This window comes from Cupriavidus necator (assembly GCF_040578825.1).
Lineage (GTDB): Bacteria > Pseudomonadota > Gammaproteobacteria > Burkholderiales > Burkholderiaceae > Cupriavidus > Cupriavidus necator_E.
Window position 1 is genome coordinate 165,619 of record NZ_JBEFLI010000001.1, and the last position, 25,206, is coordinate 190,824.

Below are 25,206 nucleotides of genomic sequence, written 5' to 3' on the forward strand. Positions count from 1 at the left end.
TGACGGGCCTGCTATGCAGCTACAGCCAGGGTGAGCAGCAACCGGCCGCGGCCCGCCAGCGAGCTGCGACTTTCTATGGGTTCGTGCGGGCCGCGCTCGGGATTGCGCTGCCATGACAGATCAGCGATACGCCGGTCCAACAGATCGTCACGGCACATCGTCAATCAGTAAGAGCGCCTGCCCCCGGCTCGCGTGCCTGCAAGCTATCGGCCACGGCGGCAAAGATCGCCTTGACCTCCCGGTACAGGCCTGCTTGCTGCAGCGCTTCGCCCTTGTTGCCGTGAATCACCGACAGCGCCTCGTGCACCGGCGGGTCGGCCGGCAGGCCGCGAGCACGCCGGTAGGCGCGGAGCACCGCCACGCACGGGGTCCGCAGCGGGATGGCCCGCGCCTTGCGCCCCTTGCCGCAGACAAAGAGCGTCCAGCGACGGGGGGCCTCCGCCTCCAGCCTGGGCAGACCAGGCCAGTTCCGCCAGGCGCACGCCGGCGTAGCGGTACAACGCCCAGATCGCGCTCCGCCGCAGCGCCGGAAGCGAATCGTCGCACCCCGACGCGTCGAGCCAGGCATCGCACGCGCCCAGCAGCACTGGCGGGATCAGCCGCGTCGGCGCGCAGCGTGGGTGGCGAGCGCTCGGTCCGGTCGCGCAGTAAGAGCGCCAGCGCCTGCACGTCGTCGGCGGCGCCCAGCGTGTTGGTGGCAGCGTGCGGCTGGGCGAAGCGGCCGGCGCGCGCGAGCCACGCGTGGTCAGCATGGCCGTGAGTGGCCAGCCACGGATTCGCTGCGACCAGCCCCGTTTGCCTGCGCTGCCGCCGGAACCGCTGCTTCCTTCCCCGAGGAGGCGGTGGACCGGAAACGACGGCGGTGCGTGTGCAGCAGCGGGGTCAGCACCGTCGCCGGGCTGGGCGCTTCGTTGGCCGGCACCGTATACAGGCGCCCGCGTTTCCAGTACTCGATCGCCCCATCGTGTGCCAGCAGCAGCTTGAGCACCGCCGGCTGCGCGGCCTTGCCTCGGCGAGCGACCCGTAGCGCCGCTTGAGGCGCGCGAGCGTCCAGTGCGCGTAGGCCGCGTGCCCAAGCGCCTCGGCCACGTAGGTCAGCGCCGCCTCGACACTGTCCGGCAGCCGGCGTGGCGGCACCGTCGCCGTGTCGATCCAGTCGGCCGGGTTCATGGCTTGGCCGTCGGCTTACGCGTCGACTTGGGCACACGCGGTTTCGGTGCGGCGGCCAAGGTCGCACGCAGCAGCTCGTCGAGCTGGGCGCGCTGGCTGGCGGTGACGGCCTTGAGCGCGCTTGCCTCGCCGGCGGCGGTCTGGCGCGCCGCCCGCTCGCTGGATAGGTCCGCGTCGAGGCGCGCGCGCTCCTGCTCCAGCGCCGCGAGGCGCCGCTCGACGAATTTGAGCTGCGCGGCCAGTTGGGCGCGCTCGGCCTGCACCGCGTCGCGCTGGTGCGCGGTTTCCTGCAGTAGCTGCTTGGACAGCCCCTCGTAGCGGGCCTGGATGGTGGCGACCGCCTCGGCATGGGTGCGCTCGCCCGTCGTTGCGCGTTCCTGCGCGGTCGCCAGCGCCGCCTCCAGTTCTCCACGGCGTGCGGCCTGCTCATCGGCGCGCGCGACTGCCGCAGCCTGTGCGGCGCGCGCTTCGGCGAGTTCGGTGTCGCGCGTGGCGAGGGCTTGGCGGGTCTCCGTCAGTTCCTGGCGCAGCAGCTCGATGCGCAGCTCGGCCTCGGCGCGCGCGGCCTGCGCGGTCTCGACCGCCGACTGCGCCTCGCGCTTCAAGCGCACCACCTCGTCGAGCTGCACCGCCACCGCGGCCTGCCACAGCGCACGCATTTGTTCGGCGATCTCGACGGGAATCTCGGGCAGCGCCAGCTCGGCCAAGCCCGCGCGTACCACGCCTCGATGGCGTTGAGCGTGCGCGACAGCGTGGCGGGGTCGCCGCCGCCCAGGCGCGCGCGCAGCTTGCGCACCGACACCACGCGGCGGAAGCGCGTGGGTCGGTGGCGCCGCGTCGCCGGCCTCGGTCAGCATGGCCAGCACGGTGGCGCGGATCTGGTCGGGTGTGGCGGCAAGGCGGGACATGGGGGCTTCCCATCGTGATTTTGGCACCTATCTTACGCACGTGCTAACGTTAGAGAAGCCATTTCATCATGGAGCTTGAACAGCTAAGACGGATAAATCCAATTATCCGACCAAAAACGGGCCGCGAAGGGCCGTCGGGCCGAGCCAGACGATGGGAACGTAGAAAGACGGCGGGAAAAAGCCCAGTCAGCCAGTGATTGATTTGTTGGGGTTTCAGTGGGGAATCGCCCGGAAACCCGCATGAAATGCTAAGGGTGGCTACCGCAGTAAATTGCGCGGAAATCAAAGGGACCCCTATATCGATCTGGTGGCATCGGCCGTGATTCTGCAGAACACGGTCGACATGATGCGGATCATGCACCCGCACCGCCTGCACAGCGCCCTGGGCTATCTCTCCCCGCGGGAATTTGAAAAGCTACCTGTCGGTGTCATGAATCCGCCGCTACACCGGGCCTACACCGCCCCATCACAAGGAGAAAACCCATCGACATAAAATTCAAATGCAGATTTGTCCGATAAAACGGGGTAACCTCAAAGCCCGAATTCGTTGGACTGCTCCGCGCCAATGGCTCACTGCCTCGCGCTGACCCGAAACGGCCATCAGTATTTACCGAAAGCAGAAGCCCACGCACGTCGTTGCACGTCCGTGAGACTCAAGTCGCCCGCCTACACGCGACGCGGCAGACGCACCTCAAACGCGGTCTCTGCCTGGTCGGACCGCGCCTCGATCGATCCGTGATGGGCCTTGGCAATTTCGCTCGCGATATACAGTCCGAGTCCGAGGCCGTCCGCGTTTTTGTTCTCCTGATCTGGGCCTCTCTTCAGCGGGTCAAAGATCCGCTCCAGCGTCAGCCGGTCAATGGCGGGACCGCTGTTGCTAACCTCGAGACTAACTTCCGCGTCATGACCGGTGACTACAACGCGGACCGGCTTGTCCGGCGCGCCGTACCTTATCGCATTGAGCACCAGATTAGAAAGCAGCTGCTGCAGGCGCAAACCGTCCCAAACACCCTGCACGTTGCCCTTCACCTCAAGCTCGACGCGGCAGGCCGGATGAGCTGTACGCAACTGGTCCACGGTATCGCCAACCACCTCCGCCAGATCGACATCGTCAGGAGCGATGTTGATACCCAAGCCGAGTTTCGTTCGGTTGAAGTCGCACAGATCATCCAGAAGAGAATTCATGCGGGCACCACTTCGAATCAGTCGGGCTGCAGCGTCCGATACCTTCTCCCCGGCGTTCAGCGCCGCCAGATACGAGGCGGCGATCTGGATGGTCTGCAGGGGACTGCGCATATCGTGCCCAAGCATTCCGAGCAACAGGTTGCGCGCCTGCTCTACCTGCGCATCGAAAAAACCCACTGATTCCGCCACTGCCTGATCGATAGCCTCGTTGAACCGGATCATGTCGTCCAGATCCGGGACGACCGACTGACATTCGTCTATCCACAAACGCAGCACGCTGGCGCGCAGCGCCCGGTACTCCGCGACCATCTGGTTGATGTTGAAGCCACCACGCGCCCGCATGAGGGCGTGCGTTTGTGCGGCAGTGTCTGGCGCACCGAGTGGAGTGTGGGCTCGCCCCATTGATTTTTCGCGTTTGAGCGTCACTCGTTTGCGGGGTCGATAAATCCCTGGCCACGGCCTGCAGGATCTCCTGTGCGTGGTCGCGCAGTGCGCGGGAGTCCAGATTGCTTGCGGCTGGCATCAGGGTGCTCGCAAACTCCTCCCAGGCCGCCACAATGCGCCCCATGTCCCGCAGGATGAAGTCAGCTAGTCGCATATCTGCTCCTGAAGAAATTGAGCGAGCCCAAAAGTAGGAACTTAATCCTACGCTGGTTGCCGGCGATTCCGTGAATGACGTTTCGGCACTAACGCCGGGGATCTGGATGGCGATGGGGAATCGACCTCGCGGCAGCAGTCGTAGTTCGTTTCTCCAAGCCACGACAACGCAGGCCACTTATGCCAAGCCCGCATGAAATCGCCGCGCTACTGCTGCTTGGCGACGAGCAGGAGATCGATTGGGCACCTTGTTGGTGCACAAGCTGGACACGATAGAGCATGGCCATGATAGCGCCAATGCCTATCCTCGTCTGACAAGTCAGGGGCATTCCGTGCTCGAAGCGGTGCGAAGAATTCGGTAAGCGCTAGGCCACGGGTTCGGCCACGTGCATCCGTCTGCAGTTTGTCGCGAAGTGCAAGTGGCCGGGGCGCGCAGCCGGTTAGTTTCCAAAGTGCTGGGAGGCCACAGGCGTCGCTTCCGTTGGCGTCGCTCTGAACGACGCCGTACACAGGCGTCGATCTGGAGAGGACATCGAACAGCAGCAAAAGGGGGGCTCTTCAATGTCCTCAGCCTAAGCTTCACGGGGTGCTGCATTCAGCGTAACGCGCCGCTCAAGCATGATCTCCGCCGCCGCGAGAGACACGCCCTCGCCTACCGACGAACGCAAGACCTCCATGTCGGCACCACGCTGATGACTTGGCACTTCCCTTGGAAGCGGCTCCATTTTCGTGGCTGAGCCGTTGGCAGCGTCGGTGGCGATGCACGAAAACCACATGAAGGTTTCTGTTTTCAACAACCATTCCCTCTTCCTCCAAGGTCGAAACTAGCGGAAATCAGAGCGTATTTTCTTCTAACGAAGAAAATTGGAGAATGTCGCTGTCAATTAAACGCTGATTTCTTGGCCGTCGCAAAGAAGTGGCTTCCGAGTGATTTTCTAAGCAAGTTAGGCAGGTGTTTCGGCCGTCACACCTCGCCGCCAGCTGAAACAGGCCGGGATTCGTCCTTCGGCTTGATGATCTCGGCCATCTCCGGGCGCGAGACTTCGACAGTATCATTCACCTCAAGACCTTCGGCATACGTAACCGACTCTTCACCGCGCGCAATATGACAGATCGTGCCTCGCCAGCTGCCCGCGCCTTCTCCCGGACCGCAAAGGCGGATACCAAACGTCACATCCTGATCCAGAACGCGAACGTCCACCAGATCGCCAACCCCAATCTGAATACCGTCAACGACGTATTCTCGGGCGGTCACCGTGACGGGCCGTTGCGTGTAGTCTCTGGCAAATATCGCTCGCATTTTTCGCTCCCGCTGAACATCGCCCCAAGCTGCGGAGACAACAGAGATGTCCACGATAGGAGTGGACGCTTGTTTCCTGCGCTTTGACTGCAATGCATCGAGTTCGTTACGCTGCGACGGCGAGGTTCAGCCCAGCCACAATGACCAGCCCAGCAACCAGCGCCGTGGGATGGGTGGCCGGGTAGGTGAGAAGCGTGGCGCTTCATCGCGGTTAGCGTGCAGAAGACTATGAGTTAAGCATAGGCCTCTGAGCGGAGAACCGCTACGGCACGCCCGGACGCCTTTCGGTCTTTTCTCGGAGCCCGCCTCAGGGCGGGCTCTTTTTTGTCAGACGGCGCTTGATACCGTCACCGCGCACCTAGGCCGAGATGGCTCTATAACCTTCGGGAGGCGGCCATGCCAGGCAAGAATATTCACGTCATGCCCGTAGATGACTGCTGGGCTGTTTGGACTGAGGGCAGGCTCGGCCGGGATACCTTCGACACCCAGGAAGCGGCCTTCGCTGCGGGCACCGAGTGGGCCATTGAGAAGCAGGTCGAGCTATTCATCCACGGCCGCGACGGCCAGATTCGCGAGCGCAATTCGTTCATTCGTTCAGCAACGACCTGCGCGACACCAAGGGCTACGGCTGATCGATATGAGTTGTCGTCCTACATCTATTGCTCAAACGCAGGCCTAGACTCGACTCATAACCTGACTGGAGGCCCCCATGATGCGGCACATACACGTCATGTCGCACCTTGGCATTTGGGACGTCTGTCGGGACGGCAACCGGAATATTCCCTACGCTACGCGAGGTGAAGCAACCAAGGCCGGCTGGGAAGCCGCTTGCGCCGAATCTGTCGATCTCTATGTCCACTGGCTGGATGGGACAATGCATCGATACGACCCCCAGATCCGGGGGAACAATCCAGACGGCGACGAAGAATAGCGCCGCAGGCTACTACTATTGCGAGTCCGCCGCGTCTTTGAAATAGCACCCCATTCTTTTGCCGCTTCGACCAGGCTTGCGCGGCGCGTGATCCTGGCTGACGTAGGTCAGGTGCATCTTTTGTGCTCAAGGCCATCGCTAGCGCCGGCCATATCGGCTCCCAGTACTCAAGGAGAGTCTCAGTAAGTTGCAAGCACCAGCAATATTCCCAGGTGGTCCTTAGCCAGCGCGGTTGCGGCGTCGATTGCTGGCTTCAGGGAGTCGAACTGTGAGTGGCTCCCGAACAAACGGCATTGTCCGCGACCAGGATTTCAAGGAGACCCCGTTCGAGCCGGATCCAGGCGACTCCGCCTGGCTGCGCCGCCCGCCTCGGCAATGAAGAAGGGGCTCCGCTGAATGCGCAGCCCCTTTCTTCCGCGAGTCTTATTCGTGTTATCAACTCGGCACAAATTGCACGCTAGCCCAGCTAATAAAATCCCTCCCCAAACGGTACGTAGTCCGGCTAATTCCGGTTTCCCACAAGAAGCCCGGTTCTTTATTACCTTCAGGCTTATTTGTCATTTCTAGCTTTATCCCGGCATGGCCCCTTTAAGGAATGTCAGCGGTCATTCGCTCTCATCCATCTCATGGGAATGCAAGGGATGACGGCCATACTATCCCTACACTCGCTCTCACGGCTGCTGCTGCGACTTCGTCTTGTTGACTCCAGCAGCCAGCGCTTCATATATCGAACGCTCGTGCGTGACGAAGTCGTTGAATTCCTTCGTCGACATGTAATGGATGGTGAGGCCACGGCTATTCATGAAGTCGACGAAGGACTTCTCCCGAACACCCTTAGCGAACGCGTCATGAAGAGTCTTAACGATTTCGTCCGGCGTTCCCGCTGGCACGCCGATACCACGCCACGTGCCGATCGCCAGGCTGATCCCCTTTTCCTTCAGGGTCGGCACGTCGGGAAACGCTGCACTGCGCTTGTCGGCCATCACTGCGATGATCTTTAGCTTACCTGCCTGAACATAGGTAGCGACCTCCGGCGGACTGGCGACGAAGGCATCGATGTGTCCGCCGAGAACCGCCTGCAATGCAGGGGACGAGCCATTGTATGGGACGTGCAGCAGCTCTATGTTCGCCTTCTTCTCGAACGCCGCGGCGGATAGGTGCCAGATGTTGCCAAAGCCGGAGTTGCCCACGGTTACCTTGCCCCGCCTAGCCTTGGCCTCTGCGATGAACGCATCGAGGGAGTCAAGCTTCGAATTGGCCGGCACCACCAGGCAAGCGGGGTCTTCATTCACAAGAATGACGGGCCGGAAATCATTGGCCGAGAATTTCACCGGCTGAAAGATGGGAAGCGTAAAAATCTCAGAAGTGTACGAACTGAGGTTCAGTCCGTTGGCGGGCTTGCTAGCGGCTTGAATCAGCCCAACTGCGTTGCCTGCGCCTGGCACGTTGAGAACTACGATGGTGCGACCGAGGTGCGGCTTCGTCGCTTCCGCAAGCGCCCTGAATGTAAGGTCGGTTCCTCCGCCCGCAGCGACGGGCACAATGAAGTTGACATGGCCGTCCGGCAACACTGCGGAGGTCTTGCCCTCTGCGCTTGCATCGCTGGCGGGGCTCATAGCAAGCAGCAGCGCCGTTATCAGCGAGGCGACCAGCGGCGACTTGATCCGCCTGCTCGTAGCTTTCCGCTGCGGTGGCTGGCCGCGGCGTCGGGCCAATGACGTAAACAGGGAGGCGATAGTTTGGGGGAAGTTGTTCATGGTTGTCTCCTACTAATATTGTCGCCTACGCTACGCGAGCAGGGCCACGTGACGCGTAAGTTCGCGCATTAACAAAGGCGGGCTGGAAAGCACGGGACAGTCCAATTCAGCGGCCAAGCTGTCCCGTAAAGGGGCTAGAGACGCTTGGGCCAGCACCAGGACGTCGACATCGCGGGATAGCCTGGCGGCGGCATCGTGCACTAAGGCATCGTGCGTGACACGGTCGCCAGCCATGAGCGCCCTGTACGCGTCGGCATCGACGTGCGGATGAATCGCGACCGTTCGGCTCTGCAGTTCGGCATGTGCAAGTAGCAGTGAGGTGCTAGGGGCCACCGTACTCGTTGCCGTACAGAGCAGGCCGATACGCGGGCCGCAGTTGACGGCTTCGGCGGCCATTGGATCGTCGATCTTGAGTATCGGCCGATTCGCCGTCTGACGCGCGATATCAATAGCGGGTGAGGTTGAGGAACAGGTCATCACAACCAGATCAGCGCCGGCGTCGATTGCCAGGTGTACTTGGCTGACGACACGGCGGTGAATCAAAGTAGGCTCACTGCCGCGCAGCAAGTCCTGCAATAGGCTCTCGTTGAGTATATGAAAGCAATCAATGCCAGGCAGTTGCGCCCGCATCAAGCGCTTGAACTCGTCAACGAGAAAGCCAACGGTGTGGACAAAGGCGATCCGCGCAGCCATCGCGCCTCACTGCTTAGTCATGCGCTTGACCAGAGCAGTCGCGGCGCGCGTGATGATCGAGGTATCGGTGGCCACGCCAACGAAGTCGACGCCGTCGGCGATGCGGCGTTCAGCTTCGCTTTCATTCAGGGTAAGGTAGCCGGCCGGCTTTTTTATCTCGCGTAGGCGCCGGAAAGCATCATCGACGGCTGCTTGTACTGTGGGGTGCTGGCCATTACCGAGATGCCCCATTGAGGCCGCGAGATCGGCTGGTCCGATGAATACGGCATCGACGCCCTCGACCGTGGCAATGGCTTCCAGGTTCTCGAGCCCCTCGACAGTTTCGATTTGCACAATGACACACAACTCTTCTTCGGCGCTGCGCAGGTAGTCGGGATTTAGCCCATAAGCTGCGGCGCGCGTGCTGCCTGATACCCCACGCACACCGCGTGGCGGATAGCGCGTATAGCTCACCGCGGTGGCGGCTTCTGCTGCGGATTGGATGCAAGGAAAGAGCAGCGTTTGCGCTCCCGCATCAAGATAGCGCTTCACTAGCACCATATCCAACCACGCGGGCCGCACGATGGGACTAACTTGGAACGCCGACATCGCCTGTAATTGCGCGATCACTTCGGGCATATCGTTGGGCGAATGCTCAGTGTCAAGCAAGATCCAGTCGAACCCGCAGCCCCCTAGCAATTCAGCGAGCATGGAGCTGCCGAGCGTGGAGAACATGCCGATCTGCTGACGTTGGTGTAGTAGTCGCTTAAATCGATTGGAAGGCGTCTTCATGGCAATTTGAATTTGATCGGAATGCGAACATTTGTTGTGGAAATTGGTTGTATTGTTCGATGGTGTACACGACGAAGTCAAGGCGAAGTGCGGACGGTGTTTACCCGGGGCAGACGCCGAGCCGCGCTGCGACGATCATTGCCGTGTTCACAACAAATGTTCGCATTCCGATTCCGCGCAGCCGCACGCAGTTGGCGTCGGGTTGAAACGGGATGCAAAACCACGCAATGGATTCTGCATTCGAAGGACTGGTGGCCGTGGTCACGGGCGGCGGCGCCGGCATAGGTCGTGCGGTGGCCGAGGCGTTGTTGGCGCGCGCTGCGCGCGTCGCCATACTGGACCGCGATCCCGGTGAAGTTCCACACGGAGCGACCGCACTTTGCGCCGATGTGACGGACGACGCAGCGGTAGCGCAAGCCATAGGCGGTTTCGGCGCGTCCCACGGCCGCATCGACATCCTCGTCAACAACGCCGGAGTTAGCTACCCGGCAACTGTCGAGGAAGGGCCGCTTTCCGATTGGCAGCGGCTGTTCGACCTCAACGTGCTCGGCTACGTGCGCACCACGCGCGCAGCCCTTCCCTTCCTGCGCCGGTCACGCCACGCGGCAATTGTCAACATGTCGTCATGTACAGCTAGCACCGGACTGCGCAGGCGCGTCGCGTACTCCGCCACCAAGGGCGCAATTGAGTCGATGACGCGCGCCATGGCGGCCGATCTCCTCCATGAAGGCATCCGGGTCAATGCCGTGAGCCCGGGCACCGTGGACACACCGTTCATCCGGACGCTGATCGCTCAAGCGCCAGACCCCGCTGCGCAAGAGCAGATCTACCACCATCGACAGCCAACAGGTTTAATGCTGCGCGCCGAGGAAGTGGCCGAGGCGGTTCTCTACCTTGCCCATCCAGGCGCTCGATCCACGGTGGGTACGGTGTTGACGCTCGACGGTGGTCTGGCCTCCCTGAGGCTTTTCAGCTCGTGAAAGCATTGCCCATGAATAAAGCCAGCGAAGTGCGCAAGACTGGGACAACGAGGACTATTGCCAAGGCAACCGGGACGCAGGACCACACTGCGGCGCCGTCGCCGGCAAGCAATCCGAAGAACGTCGTCAACTCGGTGATGAAGGCATTCAGCGTGCTACACGCCTTTACACCAGAGATGCCAGCCATGACGGTGAGTGAACTTGCCTCCGCCACGGGAATGGACCGCGGTACAACATTCCGCCTGATCCACACCTTGCTCGCGCTTGGGTACTTGGTGCCCGTCGATGTGCGCCGCTTTCGCCTAGGGCTGAAGTGCCTGGAGCTCGGCTACCAGACCTTGTCGTCGCAAGATCTCTGGTCGCACGCGGCGCCGCTGCTCCAGGCGTGCGTGCCAGACGTCGCGGACGCCGCTTCGCTTGGCATGCTTGACGGAGCAGACGTCGTCTTCCTGCAACGCGCCGACAATAGCCTCGCCCGCCGCAACGTAGACCGCCGGCCGGGTAGCCGCGTTCGTGCCTATGGTGCGGCGCTGGGACATGCCATGCTCGCTTGGCTACCCGCGCACGAGCAAGTGGGAATACTGGAAAGTACGGAGCGCGTGAAGCTGTCCGAGCGAACGCTGACGGACGTCGATGCTCTGCTAAAACGCTTGCACCAAGTGCGCAAGCAAGGGTATGCCGTCTCAGATGGCGAGAACGCCTATGGCTTGCGCACGGTTGCCGTACCGGTGTTCGACGCACAGGGCGCGCCGGTGGCCGGCGTAAGCCTCACCGTCGACGCCGATCGCATGTCGATTGCCGACCTTGTAGCGTCCGGGGTGCCGCGTGCCCGAGCCATCGCTGACGAACTTGCTCAATTTGTCCGCTACTGCGCCGTCCCGCTACAGCGCTGATTTTTCGCGAGGAGAAACACTCTCATGTGGGAACCCCATGTCGGCTATCCCGATCCTGCTGTACAGGTGCTGCACCCGAGCTTCGAACGCTACCGCATAGTGCTGGCAGCAGTAGAGCGCCTGGCCACCGGCTTTCGCTTCACCGAGGGGCCGGTCTGGTTTGGTGACCATCGTTGCCTATTGTTCAGCGATATCCCAAACAACCGGATCATGCGCTGGGATGAGCAGTCCGCCGCAGTCAGCGTCTTCCGATCCCCATCAAACTTCGCAAATGGCAACGCGCGCGACCGCGAGGGCCGCCTAGTAAGCTGCGAGCACGGCATGCGGCGCGTCACGCGCACCGAACACAACGGTTCGATCACGGTATTGGCCGATTCCTATGAAGGAAAGCCGCTCAACTCCCCCAATGATGTAGTGGTGAAGTCCGACGGCACGATCTGGTTCACCGACCCCGCTTTCGGTATTTCGAGCGACTACGAAGGCAACCGCGCCGAGCCCGAATTGCCAACGTACCTTTACCGCCTCGATACACGATCGGGACGGCTTTCTGTGGCCGCCGACGACCTTCTCTCACCAAACGGTTTGGCGTTTTCGCCCGATGAGAAGCGGCTCTACGTCGTGCAAAGTCGCGCAACACCCTATCGCAACATCGTGGTTTACGACGTCGTTGACGACGGCTCGCGCCTTAATCACCAGCGAGCGCTGATTGACTGTGGCCCAGGCATCCCCGATGGGCTGCGCTGCGACGAAGATGGCAATCTCTGGTGCGGCTGGGGCATGGGCGATCCCGAGTTAGACGGCGTAATGGTCTTCTCGCCGCAAGGAGAGCGCATCGGTCGCATCCGACTACCCGAACGTTGCGCGAATCTATGCTTCGGCGGTCGACATCGCAACAGACTGTTCATGTCTGGCAGCCAGTCACTCTATTCGCTGTATGTGAACACCCGTGGTGCCCTCTGATTCGCAGCGGCATACTCAGACAATGTGAAAGCCTTGCTGGAACCGACGGCAGGACGTTTGCCCAATCGAGCGTATGAGGGGCCAGATAGGTCCTCTGCCCATGCTCAACGGGACGACCATCGCCTGATAATCCCGCCCACCGTCGCATTGCGATTTTTAATTCGAGTGACGCTTCTTTGGAGCGGCCGCTGGCTCGAAGTTCTCGGATATCTCGGAAGTGTCGGCTACAGTGCATCGCCGGCAGCTTCTTCGGCCCCCAAGCAATCGGGCTCGTCCCGGGCCATAACCGGACCTTCAACAAGTATCTCTATACCCGAGACGATAGCATTCACTCGGAGCGTTGTTGACTGGTCGTTCAAAAACCTTCACACCGGCGTTGTTGAACAATCGTTCCATAACAGGTGAATGGTGTTGCATGGCTAGGCCAAGAACGTTCGATGAAGACGTTGTTATCGCCTGCGCGGCGGAGGTTTTCGGTCGTATTGGCTACAACGCCTGCTCGGTCGACGACCTGGTGGAGGCCACGGCGTTGCATCGAGGCAGTCTGTACAAGGCATTCGGTTCCAAGCGCGGTCTATTCGAAAAGGTGCTGGACCGAGTCCTTGTCGGCGAATGGTACCGGGACCCGGCCGCACTCGATCTTCTCATCACCGCCCTGCGCGAACTCGCGCCAACCGATCTGCCGATCGCTGCCCGTTGCCGGGACGCCTTGCAGGCTTATGGAGAAGACGCTGCCGAACTGCTCGGCGCGCGTCTGCTCGATCAGCTGCCCACTCACGATCCCAACAAGGAGTAGCAATGCCTCGACTCGAATTAACCGACCGCGAACTTGTTGTCCGTTTGACACCGTGGGAATCGATCTTGTCGCTGCGCCGCGGCTTTCGCGTGCCGCTTACGCAGGTTCGCGGCGCTACCGAAGACAATGGCTTCGGTGCCCGAGCGCTCGGACTGCGCCTTCCGGGCATCTACTTCCCGGGCCTTAAAGTGGACCCCTCGGTCAAGACAGCTTTCAACCGAATTTAAGCTGCATCCATTTCTTCACATGCAGCGGAACAGCGCTGCCCTGATTGTGCGCGGGGAGAATCCCCTGCACAGCGTAGCGGAGCAGGGGATTCTCCCCGCGCACCGCCGAATTTATCGACAATCATTGCCCCGCCGCCCGGCCTCACCTCGTCCTGACCCGCACGCTGTGCCTAGCCGTTTCTGCTCCCGAGTGAGAAAGCAACGGCAGTGGCCGGCCAGGAGCCGACTTTCGATGCGGCGGGATGGCTGACCGCTTCTGTTAAGGATTGTTCGACGCCTGCCCACAGGCGCCACCGCGTCCCACCGCCCTGCAGACGAGAGCAGGCATCAAACAATCCTTAACACTAGCCGCCATCTGGCATCCCCTTTCGAACGATCGATTTTCGTCCATAAGCGGTCGCTCAGGCTTGCCGTGTGTGAGTCAATGCGATCGTTACTCAATCGACAGAAAGCAAACGTCCGCCAATAGCTCGCAGCGTGCTTCTGTCACGACAAAGCAACCCAGTCTCATCTATTGGCCGCGTTGCCTCCAGGCAATCCTCCAACAAGAAGATTGATCACGCGTGTCGTCGCCCGCCGGAGATTGTTGCCGTTCGGTCAACATACTGAACGCCCCCGCGAATCTACTGCCAATCGCCCCTCCTGCCTACACTCCGTTGCAACGATGGTTGCGCAAAGCGTGCGACGGTCGAGGAAGATGTCCGCACAACGAAACGGACCTCGCCTGCCGCATAGTGCGGCTTACCCACCCAATTGACAGGACTACAGAAAATGAGCGAAACAACCCGCAATGTGCAGCCGGTTACCGTCAACCTTGGCAACGCAGGTTCTGGCGAACTCGTTCCCTCCCGCTACGCCGTGCGCGTGGGTGACGTCGACGTCGTGCTGATCAGCGATGGCATTCTGCCGCTTCCGACCACTACCATGTCGACCAACGTGAGCCAATCGGACCGCAACGAATGGTTCGATAGCCACTTCCTGCAACGTGACATGTTCGACTGGGCGCTGAATATCGCGCTCGTGCGCAGCGGCGAACGCCTGATCCTCGTCGATTCGGGCGTCGGTGACGGATTCGAATACTTCTCGCGCGCCGGTCGGTCGGTGATGCGACTGGAATCGGCCGGTATTGATCTGGCTGCGATCACCGATATCGTGATCACGCATATGCACATGGATCATGTCGGTGGGCTGAACGTGGATGGTGTCAAGGCCAAGCTGCGCCCGGACGTACGCATTCACGTAGCGGCCGCGGAAGTCGAATTCTGGAAGAATCCGGACTTCAGCAAGACAGTCATGCCGGAAGCGGTTCCTCCCGCCCTGCGCAAGGCGGCCGACAAGTTCGTGGAACTCTACGGCAAGAACCTCGTGTTGTTCGATCAGACCGTGGAAGTCGCAGCGGGCGTGTCAGCGCGTGTGACGGGTGGACACACCCCTGGGCACTGCGTCGTGGACGTTGCATCGAAGGGCGAGAAGCTGACCTTCGTAGGCGACGCCATCTTCGAAGTCGGCTTCGACAATCCCGGTTGGCAGAATGGCTTCGAGCACGAGCCGGAAGTAGCTGTGGACGTGCGTATCGCGCTGCTTAACGAAGCCGCCGAGACCGGCGCTCTACTGGCCGCAGCGCATGTCGCATTCCCGTCCATCGGTCACATTGCAAAGAACGGTGAGAATTTCCGATTCGTTCCGGTGCAGTGGGATTACTGATTGATACTGGACGAACAACCGTCATCGTATCGATTGCGACGATGATGGCGAGAAACGCGCTGGGGGTTCAAATGACCCGCGGCGGTTTTCTTCCCATTTACGGTAGCGTTGTTGGCCGGCCCCAACAGCCGGGCCGTTTGCAGTCAGCAATGTCAGGTCAGCGCGATCCCACCATCGACGCGCAGGTTCACGCCGGTGATGAAGCTGCCTTCCCCACTGGTCAGCATCAGTGCCGCAGATGCAATCTCGTCGGCACGCCCAAGGCGACCAAGCGGAATGGCACTTGCCACGCCTGCCTCGAAAGCTGGCCTGTCATCCTCGGCAACGCCGAGCTTGGACAGGATCGGCGTATCGACGGGACCTGGGCTGATTACGTTCACCCGAATGCCACGCGCCTTGAACTCGAGCGCCCAGCTCTGCGCAAACGCTTCAATCGCCGCTTTAGTACCTGCATAGACGGCGTGTCCATCGAGTACCTTGGCGCTGGCAATCGAACTAACAAGGAGAACGGAGCCGCCGTCGCGTAACACCGGCACGATCTTCTGCACGCCGAAGAACACACCTCGCGTGTTGGTGGCGAACTGTGCGTCGTATTCGTCGATGTCAACCTGGCCGGACGGCCTGATCTGGTTCATGCCCGCGTTGGCCACGTAGATGTCGGCTCCGCCAAACCGCTCGGTGACCGCCGCCGACACACGATCATGCGTGGACGGATTGGCGATATCGCCTGTCAGGCCAATCGCCCGCGGCCCCAGTTCGGCTACCGTCGCGTCAACGGCGTCACCTCGCCGGCCAACGATGAGCACCTGGGCCCCCTCGTTGACGAACCGCCTTGCCATCGCCAATCCGATACCGCTGTTCCCACCCGTAATGACCGCGACCTTTCCTTCAAGCTTGCTCATCGTGTACCTCGACATTCCTGTTGGATGAGGTTGAAAATCTAAAGGATCCGTCGCAAGCGGGGCAGCCCTACAATGGACGCATTACTTGTGCCAAATTGTCTTCTATGTCGATAGAACGTCTCCATGGCTTTTCAGCCTTTGTCCGTGCGGTGGAAACGGGTTCGTTCACCAGTGCCGCCAGGCTCCTCGGCACTACGCCTTCGGCCATTTCGAAGAGCGTGTCGCGACTTGAAGCCAGGTTAGGTGTGAAGCTCTTTCACCGATCTACCCGCGCCTTCGCATTAACCGACGAAGGGACCGTCTTCTACCGACGCGTCGCGCCGCTGGTACGGGGGCTCGAAGAAGCAAGCGAGGGGTTAGTCGCGCCGTCGGAGATGGCTGTGGCAGGTCATCTTCGCATCAGCATGCCGGGCGATCTGGGCGCCACATTGCTGGCCGCGATCGCGGCGAAACTGATGCCGCGCCATCCGCGTCTGTCGCTGGACGTCAGCTTCAGCGACCAGCACGCCGATCTGATCCGCGAGGGGTTCGACCTGGCCTTTCGCGCCGGTCACGCACCTGACAGCGGCCTGCATGCACGGCACCTGACAAACCTTCCTCTGGTGCTCGTGGCGTCGCCTGCGTACCTGGAAAGTTACGGGGAGCCTCGCACGGCGGCGGACCTGCTGCACCATCGCCATGTGCGTTATCGGCTGGCCGGACAAGTCATGCCAGTCGCGCTTGCCGACGGCACGCGGCTGCAGACAAAGGGATCGTTCGATGCCGACAATGGCGCTGCGATGCGCACGGCAGCGCTCAACGGCCTGGGTATCGCGCAGCTGCTGCAGGTCGCCGTGCAGGCTGACCTCGATGCTGGCCGGCTGCAGCGCGTAGTGCCCGCCTTGGCGCTACCCGCGGTACCGCTGCAGGTGCTGCACGGATTCGGTCGACGTATCCCAGCGCGCGCAAGCGTACTGGTGGACTTTGTCGCAGCGGAGCTTGCCGGCCAGGCCGAACGCTGGACAAACGCTGCCCGTCAATAGGCAGCCATTAATTGGGGGTATGTCTGCTGGGAAGACCTAGTCGCGCTGCCCGGGGCTGCCATGGCAAAGTGCGACGGCATGATAGTTGTTAGTCTAGAAAGCCCGGCATGGCGTAACAAGAAACAACGGCGGGAAGCCACGTTTCCGCGCACGCACCAGTCTCCGTGCCATCCAGACAACAAGAAAAGAACCGACGCCCCCGGAGGTGGGAGCCGCCGGCAAGCGGGACCGAACAAGGATCGATACGTGTTACGCGTACTGAATATCAGGATCGCCGGCGGCCAGTGCCTGCACGCGATCGGGGGCTGGCGGGTAGATCCACTGGAGATCTGTGCGCGACCTCGTGTCCGTAGTCGGCTTCCACCATCGCCAAGGCCAGGTCGATGCCGGTGGTCACGCCGGCCGACGTCCAGAGGTTCTGCTGCTGCACGAAGATCGCGTCGGGATCGAGGTCCAGCGCCTGCAGAGCATTCGCACCAATTGGTGCAAAGCGGTCATCGAGGCCGTACCGCCCTGCCCCTCCGATGACGACGACTTCTCCGTCGGCGAGGTCGGTGGTACCAACCGTTCCGCGAGACATACCCCGGCATTATCTAAACTCCCGTCGACCGCTCGCTCACCAACACCACTTTTAGGGGTCATCGTACCTTTCGTGCAAAAAGTGGCGGTGATCAGCCGGAGAGCCGCCTGCAGCATGGCTTTGCTCCTTCCCGCCTTTCGCACGACCAGCGATATTGCAACCGCTTGATTCGTAAATCGTAAATTCTTTGGGGATCAGACCGCCAGATTTCACACGAAAGGTACGATCACCCTGCAAGCCAACTGTGCACCGCACGTGGGACAAACGCTGGTCCGGGCAACGGCCTCGGCAACCTGTGCCGCGACCATAGTCCGCTGCAGCCGCCCAACAATGATTTCGCCTCCTCCAGATGCAGACCCAGCGAGCCCACATCAAGGCCGCCTCTCTCGAACTGGGCTATTTCGGTGATGGTGGCTGGCTCGCCTCCCTCATCGTGCCCTACAAGTTGCAAGCTGATACGCATGGCCGCCATCCTCCCGTGGAAGCTGCAGCGGCCAGTCTACCCCTCGAGCCCTCGCAACCGATCATTGACGATCTGACGGTCAAAGCGAGGATCCAGCCAAGTCAGCCACCGGTCGAGTTCATCGCGTAAGTCTTCCAGCATGATAGGATCCTCGCGCAGCGACTCGATCCAATCGAGGAACTCGTATTCACTGTGTTCGTCTCTGGCTTCCATATACCTCTCGATCCCGCCAATGTCCTCGGGCGGGCATGGCCCGCAACCCGCCACACAACGCGGCAACTGGCCAGGCTGTTGCCGCAGCATACGCCGCTCCATGCGTATCGCGTGGCGCCACCACGCGTTGAAGTCATACACGTAGACGAAGCCTTCGTGTTCGCGGAGATGAAACGCGGTCAGCGGCAGTTTGTTCGCGACTGTGCAGAACTGCAAGACGCCCTCATGCGCTTCGCCGTAACGCCTGCCACGAATGCTGAACGTGTGCAGATGTTCGTCGGCCCAGCCCATGACGACCTGGATGACATGGTGCAATTGTCCGAGCGTCAAATGCTCGGGAACGAGTACGCGTCGCCAAATCGGCGGGCTCAGGCCGCGCAGTGCAATTCGAAGTTGAAGGACGGAGGTCGCCGGCCCAGGATCGGAAGCCGTGCGTGCATTGTAGGTACCTCATTGGCCGCTCGGCAGCGGTCCGGTCGTCTGCCCCCATTTTGGCGCAAGTTCCTGCTTTCTGCGCTACGCTTTGTGAACCGAACTGAAATCGGCGATGAATCAAAGAATCGGCCTAACGCACAAGCGGGGGTTTTGCTGCTGGACGAGAGGTGGCGTTGAGGATCAGGACAGATCCCTCGACACAATTTTCCAGTCTCCACGTGGCCGGCAAGGAAATTAGCTGTGGAATCATTGTATTCAGGGGCTGGTCGAGCAATGGTTGTTGTGTGAAGGCTCGATCCCTCGTTAGGCTGCTTGTCATATCCTGACCGCCAACGAACTGGACGAGTGTATTGATGCCTTTTAACACGTTCCCGGTGGCGTTCTGCGAATCAAGTTTGATGCCGGAGACTAGGAAGGTGGTTTGGCCGACATGAATTCTATCCCTCGGTGTCGACGGCAGATCGATGACAGTGCGCGCCTCCATATCGAAGTTTAGCGAGAACTCCGGCTCGGCCCAGGAACCGAGGGGGCAGCTAAACGAGCTGAAGCAGTTGCTGCGCAATCAGGTCAACCCCAGGATGTCGGAAGGCGTCAGTATCCGATCAGATGCACGCATGCAACTGACTACGATCTGCAATGCCCGGACGGAGATTCTCCAGGCTTGCGGTAATCGGGTAACACTACGAGTAAAACTGCCGAAAAATCTATTCCTCTTCCACATGACGACACCAACAGTGCGAGCTCAGTTGCGAACAATGATTGCGTATCGCGCTCGTCAGCATTCGCGCTGTTCTCGGAAGACTGTTCCCGCGCATCCGGTTGCCAAATCGGTACGCACGTCGAAGCTCTGCGGGCAGATCCGAGCATGTTGCAACCGCGCAGCGAACAAAATCGCACTTGAGAGAGCGTTCCCTCTCAAGTAGCCCCGCTGGTGGCTTTCGACCGAGCTTGATAAGCACAACGTTATCGGACCTTATTTTCGTTCCCCAGGGACCCCGCCTTCGCGTCGATGGTACGACCGGCCGTGGCGGGCTAACCGCCCTGCCTTCTTAAGGCCCGCGCACATCGGACTGATGTGTTACTGGCGAAAACTGCATACGCGCAATTGTCACAGCCGGCCGTGCTTCGCTCGGTCGTCGCTTGCCGGCTACCGTCGCAGTAAACTGTTACCGGATGGACAAGCGCGTAGCGCGGGCGTAGGGTGCTCTGCCGCGGGACGGGACCGTTGCCGGCGCACGTATCGGTAAGCGGCCGTCAGCTGGCCGCCTTTAACATCGTAATATGAGCGTTCTCTCCCTTCAATTGGAAGTACCGCGATGCAAGTACTGGTTGACGCAGACGCCTGCCCGGTTGTCATCAAGGAAATGTTGTATCGGGCCGCGCAACGTGTCGAAGTGTGCGTCACGCTGGTAGCGAACAAGTATATGCGGACGCCGCCTTCCCGCTTTATCAACGCACTGCAAGTGCCGGCGGGCTTCGACGCCGCCGATGACCGTATCATCGAATTGCTGGGCAGCGGTGACCTCGTCATTACAGGGGACATACCCCTTGCTGCCGCTGCCCTCGGCAAGGGTGCTTACGTGCTCGACCCGCGAGGAATCTGGTTTAGCCGTGAGAATGTCCAGGAGCGCCTAACAATGCGTGAGGTGATGGACCAGCTCCGCGGCTCAGGCGTTGATACCGGCGGTCCGGCACCGTACACTCCTCAGGATGGCAAGGCGTTCGCTGCACAATTGGACCGATTCCTGGCACGCCATGCACCGCCGCGTACGCTTGCCTGAAGCGTGCTAGCCACAGAAATCAATAGTGGACCCGCTCTGATGACGTCGCTCTGCCAGTCGCTTCCCGGCCAGCAACGGAAACTGGCTTACGGCTTCACACGGACATTCGACCGTCGACTCCACGCAGATAGCGGGCTTCCAATTACGAAACAGGGCTGGGCCGTTCTCGGCCCAGCGCACTAACGCCGAAGATACTCCTGATTGCCGCAGACCCAGCCCAAATGAAGTGCGACGCCCTCGTGCTCGCACGCCTGATAGCTCTGGTTTGGCTTGGTTAGTGCCATGGCGAAGCCCGCTTGTGGACGTACCCTCGATGGGGGGTAGGATCCTCGCGCAGGCCCGCACACTTCAGGAGAACTCATGTTTGACCACGTCAAATTCGGTGTCAGCGACTATGCAGCGAGCAAAGCGTTCTTCCTCAAGGCACTCGAACCGCTCGGCGTAGCTGTTGTCTCGGAGGGACCGCCGACGTACGGTGTCGAGCTTAGCGCAAAGGGTAAGACTTCATTGTGCCTGTACCAAACTGGGGAGAAGCCAGCGCATCTTCACCTGGCGTTCACGGCCGAGAATCGCCAGCAGGTCGAAGCTTTCTATCGCGCGGCTCTGGAGGCGGGTGGCAAAGACAATGGTGCGCCCGGTATGCGACCGCACTACGAAGCGAACTACTATGCAGCTTTCGTCATTGGTCCGGACGGTCACAACATCGAAGTGGTTTGCCACGAACCCGGAGCCCTGACGTAATGTATCCCGCAGAACCTGCGGGATAAGTTGGACTGCGATGGGGCAGAAGCCCCCCAATGTTGGCAGCTCACGAGATCGGCGCCGCTTTCCACGAAATCGATCGGCAGTCCGCCGTGTCGAACTTCCGCCAGATCACCGACGCATCCGCAACAGATCAGCGTAAGAGACCAGCTTGCGTTTCTCATTAGCAAGCGTCTTTCGTTTGGCCGCCGAGCGAGTTGGTTGGCCGCGCTCGAACTTGGCGGCGGCGCGTACGTCCTCCCGCGTGTAGGTCCGCGCGGCCTTGGCTTCCGCCTTCAGGCGTTCAGCCTCTAGCCGCGCAGCAGTGCGCTGGTCTGGTCGCTACAGAAGTAGACCCATTGCGGAGCGTGCCTCCGCCAGAGCGCCGCGGCCGGGCAGCAAGAACGCGGACTCACCCACGCCGCGCGGCGCGGGACTATCGCGCCGCAGTCGATTCGCGTTCGAACTCGCGGATCACCGGGTTGCCAAGGATGGCATCCCTTCCCGCTTCGATCAGGCGATCGACGTCCCTCTCGGGCAGTCGAAGTCTGGTCGGCAGATCGTTCAGACTTACAGCACGCTCCTTGTCGAGGGCCTCAAACGAGATCCGCGTGACGAAGAATTCGACTTCGTCGCACCGCCAGCCTGGGAGGCGTGCAGCGATTTCCTGCTGCCGAGAATGCGGCATCCCACACCGATACGCCACGAGGTCGTCGCGCCACTGCTGCATCATGGGAACGAAGGCGTCATAGCTCATTCGAACGTTGGTCGCCATTGCCGCGTCGATGGCTGCGCTTGCGACTTCGATTCCGGATGGGCCAGCCTGGCTTTGGTTCCAATCGCCACGCGGACCCTGACCCGCGTCAACAACGATGAAAAGCAGCCGCCGCACCTTGATCGCGTCGTTCTCGCTCATGGGACCGTAAGCCGTGCCCAGGAGCAGGCGAGATTGCAGAATGGTAGCCAGGCCGTAGTTGTCGGTCACCCCGCCGTCTACCAGCTTGATGTACTTTCCTTTCGAAGTGTCCCGGTGACCGCGAACGGCGGTTGCCAGCGCGCCAAGCAGCAGCGATTGCCCGGGCCTCTGGGCGTGGTCAAGGTTCGGCAGCGGTGTACTGCAAGCCTCGGGATATTTTTGAAGGACGATCGGTGCGAAGAAGAGCGGGACCGCCATGGATGCGGCGACGGCTTCGGAAACGGGAAAGCTCGCGAGATCACTACATAGCGCATCGAATGCCAGCTGGCTGAACGGGAACGCGACCCGGTAGTAGACGTTCGTGGCGTTGATCCAGACGAGCGGCTTGCCGCGGCGGAACATGTCGGCGTACGTCGCTCCCTTGAACACATCTTCGTCGAGCCATGTCTGGAGATCTTCCCGATCGTTAAGGCCCCCCGCGAAGAGGCGCGCAAGGTTGACCGGATTCAGGAGACTGAACCGAAGTCCCACCTCTCCGTCCTTCAAGAGCACTGATCGAAAGGTCGCCAGGCTGGCCTTGCCGTGCAGACCGTAATACGCAGCGGTGATGGAGCCTCCGGACACGCTACTAATGAATGCGACGTCCTCGAGCAGGGACGCGCCCCCAGGACCTCTCATGGCGTCGAGCCCCTGCAGCGCGCCGAAGGCGAAGGCTGCGGCTCGCGTGCCACCGCCAGAGAACGACATGGCAACGGTTGTCTGGCCGCCGACGTCAGTGGGTTCGCGCATGGCCGCGGATGCGCTGCCCGCCGCGGCCTGAGGCAGATTGCGCGGAGCATTGTGAGGAAGCGACCCGCAGGCACTGAGTCCCGCAAGTAGAAGCAGCATCAGAGTGCGGCAGGCCCTGCCGCAGGCGAGTCGCTCTCTCCCTGCCCCGCCCATTCGCCAAGGCAGACTCTCTTGCGGCGAAGAGTATGGTCATGTCGAAACTTCCACATTGGACTAGGTCAGGAACGTGCTCGGCGTGGTGATGGCCCGCAGGAAGTGAAGGTCGAGTTTCGTGCCGCCAGGATCCGGTGTGTCCGGGTCCCTCGGAATATTACGGCATCTCCATGGGGGCTGCACGACCCGCAGATAGCGCCTGAGCATCTTCGGGAGAAAGTTGGAGGGCGGACGAAGTCGATCAGGTACTGAATGCCAACTTGACCGACCTTGGTTGGTTCGCTTGGTGCCACGCCGCTAGCGGTCATTTTCAATCTCCTCCAAGTTATTGGAGCCGCCACAGGCGGAATGGGTCTATTCGAGGTGAATGTGCCTCCCGGCGCGGATGTTCGACCGCCGCATTGCCACACACTTACCTCGAGACGAACTTCCGCGTCATGACCGGTTACTACAACGTGGATCGGCTTGTCCGACGCGCCGTACATTATCGCATTGAGCACCAGATTAGAAAGCAGTTGCTGCAGCGCAAACCGTCCCAAACACCCTGAACATTGCCCTTCACCTCAAGATCGATGCGGCGGTCCGGTGCTCTGCACGCAACTGGTCCACGGTATGAGGAATAGCGGTCCCGCCATTGACCCGCTGAGTAGAGGCCCAGATCAGGAGAACAAAAACACGGGCGGACTCGGACTCGGGCTGTTTATCGCGAGCGAAATTGCCAAGGCCCATCAATGATCGATCGACGCGAGGTCTGACCAGACAGAAACTGCGTTTGACGTGCATCTGCCGCGTCCCGCGTAGCGGACGATTTGTGCCTGGACGGACGTGCAATGGCGTGTGTGCGGGTATAGGAAGCGGCAGCGAGTGCAGAAGTAAGAGCAACAAGCAGAAACCTTTCGATGCCCGGTCTTGGGGTCTCGACGCGCTTAACTCCGAATGATACGTGTCGCGCGCCTGTTTTTATTGAACGCGCTACTTCGGTGTGAACAGCGCCGCATGGACAGCAGCGCGCTCTGCCGACTTTGCTCCGTAGCGGTGCCGTGCCGCGGCTACCTCGTCGCGGTGTCCAAGGCCCACTGTACAGCATCTGCAACGGCTCCATCAGGCTGCGGCCGAGGTCCGTCAACTCATAATCCACGCGCGGCGGAATCGTCGTGTACATGGTCCGGCTGACCAGGCCATCCTGCTCCAGTGCCTTGACGGCAGCCTCAACATGCGCTGCGAAATGCTGCCCACCTGGGCGCCGGAGTTCGCTGTATCGCAGCGTACCTTCGCGCAGCGTGCCCACTACCATGACCGTTCACTTGTCGCCAATGCGGGCCAGCATGTCTACGAACGAAGCGCTGACCGAGGGTTCATGGCCGCGAACTCGACAGCCGCGGGGGGCCACCGGCGAGCAGTTCGGGTTGCGGCCTAATTGCCGTCGGAGTGGTGCCATACCTCGTTGCCGCGGTGGCGGGCCCACGATGGCGTTGCGATTCAGGCGGTCGTAAGCCAGCTTGGTTCCACGCTGTCCTGCGTTCGAAGAATTGACTCTTGATTCAAATTTTTTGATGAACTGATTCTCCTAATTTACCCGATCAACACAGACTTACCGCCTATCATTCAACCCGTCGTTGAGAAAACATTGTTCGATTTTATTGATCGACTACCTGGCAAACTTTGACGTGGAGCACAAACTATCATGACCTCGACTCTTTCCCGCCTCTACCCCATCGGCCGCGCTTTTCTTGGCGCAATCTTCCTGATTTCAGGGGCACTCAAGATTGGCAGTTTCGCGGGCACTGCTGCTTGGATGGCTAGCGCCGGATTGCCGCTGGCCAGTCTGTTGCTCGTGCTGACCATAATGATTGAAATTGGCGGCGGCCTGACTCTGATCACCGGCTGGCAATCCCGATGGGGGGCGTTGGCTCTGGCTGTGTTCCTCGTGCCCGTGACGCTAGTCTTTCATGGCTTCTGGAGCGCGGATGCGGCAAACTTCCAAAACCAGCTCAACCACTTCCTGAAGAACATCTCGATTCTGGGCGGCATGTTGGTCGTGTTCTCGCTGGAAACATTGCGCGAGCAACCTAAGAGCTTGTAACAGAGGCCGATGCAAGGGACGCGAGTGCGTGCCTTGCAAAGCTGTCCGTAGCCATTCACCACTTCCGTCGCACGAATCCGGCCTGCCCCCTATGTGGCATGGAAAAATGGCACGATTCCGAAACCTTTGAATATTGCGACCCCAACTCCACGGCTTATGGTGGCAATGTGATGCGAGGCAGACACACGAACCTTTAAGGCGTCCCCGTGGCAAAATCGCTTCGCTCGGCCGTCGTGACCAGCTGGTACGTACGACA

The 25,206-nt window shown here is 60.8% G+C and carries 21 protein-coding genes and 5 pseudogenes; 13 read left to right on the forward strand and 13 right to left on the reverse strand.

All coding sequences use genetic code 11. The annotated features are described in order from the left end of the window. Positions 1-160 precede the first annotated feature (160 nt). From AB1I47_RS00840 to AB1I47_RS00855, 4 genes and pseudogenes are all read right to left on the reverse strand, one after another. Positions 161-361: a hypothetical protein gene (locus AB1I47_RS00840; protein ID WP_354681883.1), complete on the reverse strand. Its 201-nt coding sequence runs from the start codon at positions 359-361 to the stop codon at positions 161-163. An 805-nt stretch (positions 362-1,166) separates the two neighbouring features. Next, positions 1,167-2,078: pseudogene (locus AB1I47_RS00845) on the reverse strand (DNA-binding protein). Positions 2,079-2,744: 666 nt separating this feature from the next. After that, a pseudogene (locus AB1I47_RS00850) lies at positions 2,745-3,861 on the reverse strand (ATP-binding protein). A gap of 963 nt (positions 3,862-4,824) precedes the next feature. Then, a complete protein-coding gene (locus AB1I47_RS00855) occupies positions 4,825-5,214 on the reverse strand; it encodes a hypothetical protein (protein WP_354681884.1) in 390 nt (129 codons plus the stop codon). Between the two features lie 366 nt (positions 5,215-5,580). On the opposite strand from AB1I47_RS00855, the gene AB1I47_RS00860 reads away from it, so the two are divergent. Both AB1I47_RS00860 and AB1I47_RS00865 read left to right on the forward strand, forming a co-directional pair. Further along, complete coding sequence (locus AB1I47_RS00860) at positions 5,581-5,961, forward strand: DUF2188 domain-containing protein (RefSeq protein ID WP_354681973.1); 381 nt, start codon at positions 5,581-5,583, stop codon at positions 5,959-5,961. Continuing rightward, positions 5,891-6,091 carry a hypothetical protein gene (locus AB1I47_RS00865; protein ID WP_354681885.1) on the forward strand — a complete coding sequence of 67 codons (201 nt, stop codon included), beginning with the start codon at positions 5,891-5,893 and terminating at the stop codon, positions 6,089-6,091. Before AB1I47_RS00860 ends, AB1I47_RS00865 begins: the two co-directional genes overlap by 71 nt. A gap of 671 nt (positions 6,092-6,762) precedes the next feature. On the opposite strand, the gene AB1I47_RS00870 is transcribed toward AB1I47_RS00865, so the two are convergent. The 3 genes from AB1I47_RS00870 to AB1I47_RS00880 are packed head-to-tail and all read right to left on the reverse strand — an operon-like array spanning position 6,763 to position 9,312. Continuing rightward, positions 6,763-7,848 (reverse strand): tripartite tricarboxylate transporter substrate binding protein, encoded by a 1,086-nt coding sequence (locus AB1I47_RS00870; RefSeq protein ID WP_354681886.1) that lies wholly within the window; start codon positions 7,846-7,848, stop codon positions 6,763-6,765. Between the two features lie 30 nt (positions 7,849-7,878). Continuing rightward, entirely contained in the window at positions 7,879-8,541 is a 663-nt protein-coding gene (locus AB1I47_RS00875; protein ID WP_354681887.1) for an aspartate/glutamate racemase family protein, read from the reverse strand. Positions 8,542-8,547: 6 nt separating this feature from the next. After that, positions 8,548-9,312, reverse strand: a complete 765-nt coding sequence (locus tag AB1I47_RS00880; protein WP_354681888.1) for an HpcH/HpaI aldolase family protein — start codon at positions 9,310-9,312, stop codon at positions 8,548-8,550. 227 nt (positions 9,313-9,539) lie between these two features. Between AB1I47_RS00880 and AB1I47_RS00885 the strand changes: the two genes are divergently transcribed. The 6 genes from AB1I47_RS00885 to AB1I47_RS00910 all read left to right on the forward strand — a co-directional run bounded on the left by AB1I47_RS00885 (position 9,540) and on the right by AB1I47_RS00910 (position 14,872). Continuing rightward, the gene (locus AB1I47_RS00885; protein WP_354681889.1) at positions 9,540-10,292 is read left to right on the forward strand and encodes an SDR family NAD(P)-dependent oxidoreductase; all 753 of its coding nucleotides are present in this window, start codon (positions 9,540-9,542) and stop codon (positions 10,290-10,292) included. Positions 10,293-10,303: 11 nt separating this feature from the next. Beyond that, positions 10,304-11,185 (forward strand): IclR family transcriptional regulator, encoded by an 882-nt coding sequence (locus tag AB1I47_RS00890; RefSeq protein ID WP_354681890.1) that lies wholly within the window; start codon positions 10,304-10,306, stop codon positions 11,183-11,185. Positions 11,186-11,209: 24 nt separating this feature from the next. Next, positions 11,210-12,145, forward strand: coding sequence for an SMP-30/gluconolactonase/LRE family protein (locus tag AB1I47_RS00895; RefSeq protein WP_354681891.1), 936 nt, complete (start codon positions 11,210-11,212; stop codon positions 12,143-12,145). A 343-nt stretch (positions 12,146-12,488) separates the two neighbouring features. Continuing rightward, a complete protein-coding gene (locus AB1I47_RS00900; RefSeq protein WP_354681892.1) occupies positions 12,489-12,941 on the forward strand; it encodes a TetR/AcrR family transcriptional regulator in 453 nt (150 codons plus the stop codon). Positions 12,942-12,943: 2 nt separating this feature from the next. After that, the gene (locus AB1I47_RS00905) at positions 12,944-13,168 is read left to right on the forward strand and encodes a hypothetical protein (protein ID WP_354681893.1); all 225 of its coding nucleotides are present in this window, start codon (positions 12,944-12,946) and stop codon (positions 13,166-13,168) included. 771 nt (positions 13,169-13,939) lie between these two features. Then, the gene (locus AB1I47_RS00910) at positions 13,940-14,872 is read left to right on the forward strand and encodes an MBL fold metallo-hydrolase (RefSeq protein WP_354681894.1); all 933 of its coding nucleotides are present in this window, start codon (positions 13,940-13,942) and stop codon (positions 14,870-14,872) included. 152 nt (positions 14,873-15,024) lie between these two features. Here AB1I47_RS00910 and AB1I47_RS00915 read toward each other — a convergent pair whose 3' ends face one another. Next, positions 15,025-15,774 (reverse strand): SDR family NAD(P)-dependent oxidoreductase, encoded by a 750-nt coding sequence (locus AB1I47_RS00915; protein ID WP_354681895.1) that lies wholly within the window; start codon positions 15,772-15,774, stop codon positions 15,025-15,027. Between the two features lie 20 nt (positions 15,775-15,794). On the opposite strand from AB1I47_RS00915, the gene AB1I47_RS00920 reads away from it, so the two are divergent. After that, entirely contained in the window at positions 15,795-16,796 is a 1,002-nt protein-coding gene (locus AB1I47_RS00920) for a LysR family transcriptional regulator (RefSeq protein WP_354681896.1), read from the forward strand. Between the two features lie 334 nt (positions 16,797-17,130). On the opposite strand, the pseudogene AB1I47_RS00925 reads toward AB1I47_RS00920, so the two are convergent. Then, a pseudogene (locus AB1I47_RS00925) lies at positions 17,131-17,256 on the reverse strand (AraC family transcriptional regulator); the annotation flags it as partial. 619 nt (positions 17,257-17,875) lie between these two features. Continuing rightward, positions 17,876-18,439, reverse strand: a complete 564-nt coding sequence (locus AB1I47_RS00930) for a plasmid pRiA4b ORF-3 family protein (protein ID WP_354681974.1) — start codon at positions 18,437-18,439, stop codon at positions 17,876-17,878. Between the two features lie 1,364 nt (positions 18,440-19,803). Between AB1I47_RS00930 and AB1I47_RS00935 the strand changes: the two genes are divergently transcribed. Further along, the gene (locus AB1I47_RS00935) at positions 19,804-20,268 is read left to right on the forward strand and encodes a YaiI/YqxD family protein (protein WP_354681897.1); all 465 of its coding nucleotides are present in this window, start codon (positions 19,804-19,806) and stop codon (positions 20,266-20,268) included. A gap of 360 nt (positions 20,269-20,628) precedes the next feature. Further along, positions 20,629-21,009 carry a VOC family protein gene (locus AB1I47_RS00940; RefSeq protein ID WP_354681898.1) on the forward strand — a complete coding sequence of 127 codons (381 nt, stop codon included), beginning with the start codon at positions 20,629-20,631 and terminating at the stop codon, positions 21,007-21,009. 132 nt (positions 21,010-21,141) lie between these two features. Here the strand turns inward: AB1I47_RS00940 and AB1I47_RS00945 are convergent. Beyond that, positions 21,142-21,345: pseudogene (locus AB1I47_RS00945) on the reverse strand (hypothetical protein); the annotation flags it as partial. Positions 21,346-21,445: 100 nt separating this feature from the next. Next, positions 21,446-22,714 carry a patatin-like phospholipase family protein gene (locus AB1I47_RS00950; protein WP_354681899.1) on the reverse strand — a complete coding sequence of 423 codons (1,269 nt, stop codon included), beginning with the start codon at positions 22,712-22,714 and terminating at the stop codon, positions 21,446-21,448. 771 nt (positions 22,715-23,485) lie between these two features. Between AB1I47_RS00950 and AB1I47_RS33805 the strand changes: the two are divergent. Beyond that, a pseudogene (locus AB1I47_RS33805) lies at positions 23,486-23,599 on the forward strand (sensor histidine kinase); the annotation flags it as partial. Here AB1I47_RS33805 and AB1I47_RS00955 read toward each other — a convergent pair. Continuing rightward, positions 23,568-24,161, reverse strand: coding sequence for a winged helix-turn-helix transcriptional regulator (locus tag AB1I47_RS00955; protein WP_354681900.1), 594 nt, complete (start codon positions 24,159-24,161; stop codon positions 23,568-23,570). The pseudogene AB1I47_RS33805 and the gene AB1I47_RS00955 sit on opposite strands and share 32 nt — an antisense overlap. 390 nt (positions 24,162-24,551) lie before the next feature. Here AB1I47_RS00955 and AB1I47_RS00960 point away from each other — a divergent pair, with 390 nt between their 5' ends. Beyond that, positions 24,552-24,950 carry a DoxX family protein gene (locus tag AB1I47_RS00960; RefSeq protein ID WP_354681901.1) on the forward strand — a complete coding sequence of 133 codons (399 nt, stop codon included), beginning with the start codon at positions 24,552-24,554 and terminating at the stop codon, positions 24,948-24,950. Positions 24,951-25,206 lie beyond the last annotated feature (256 nt).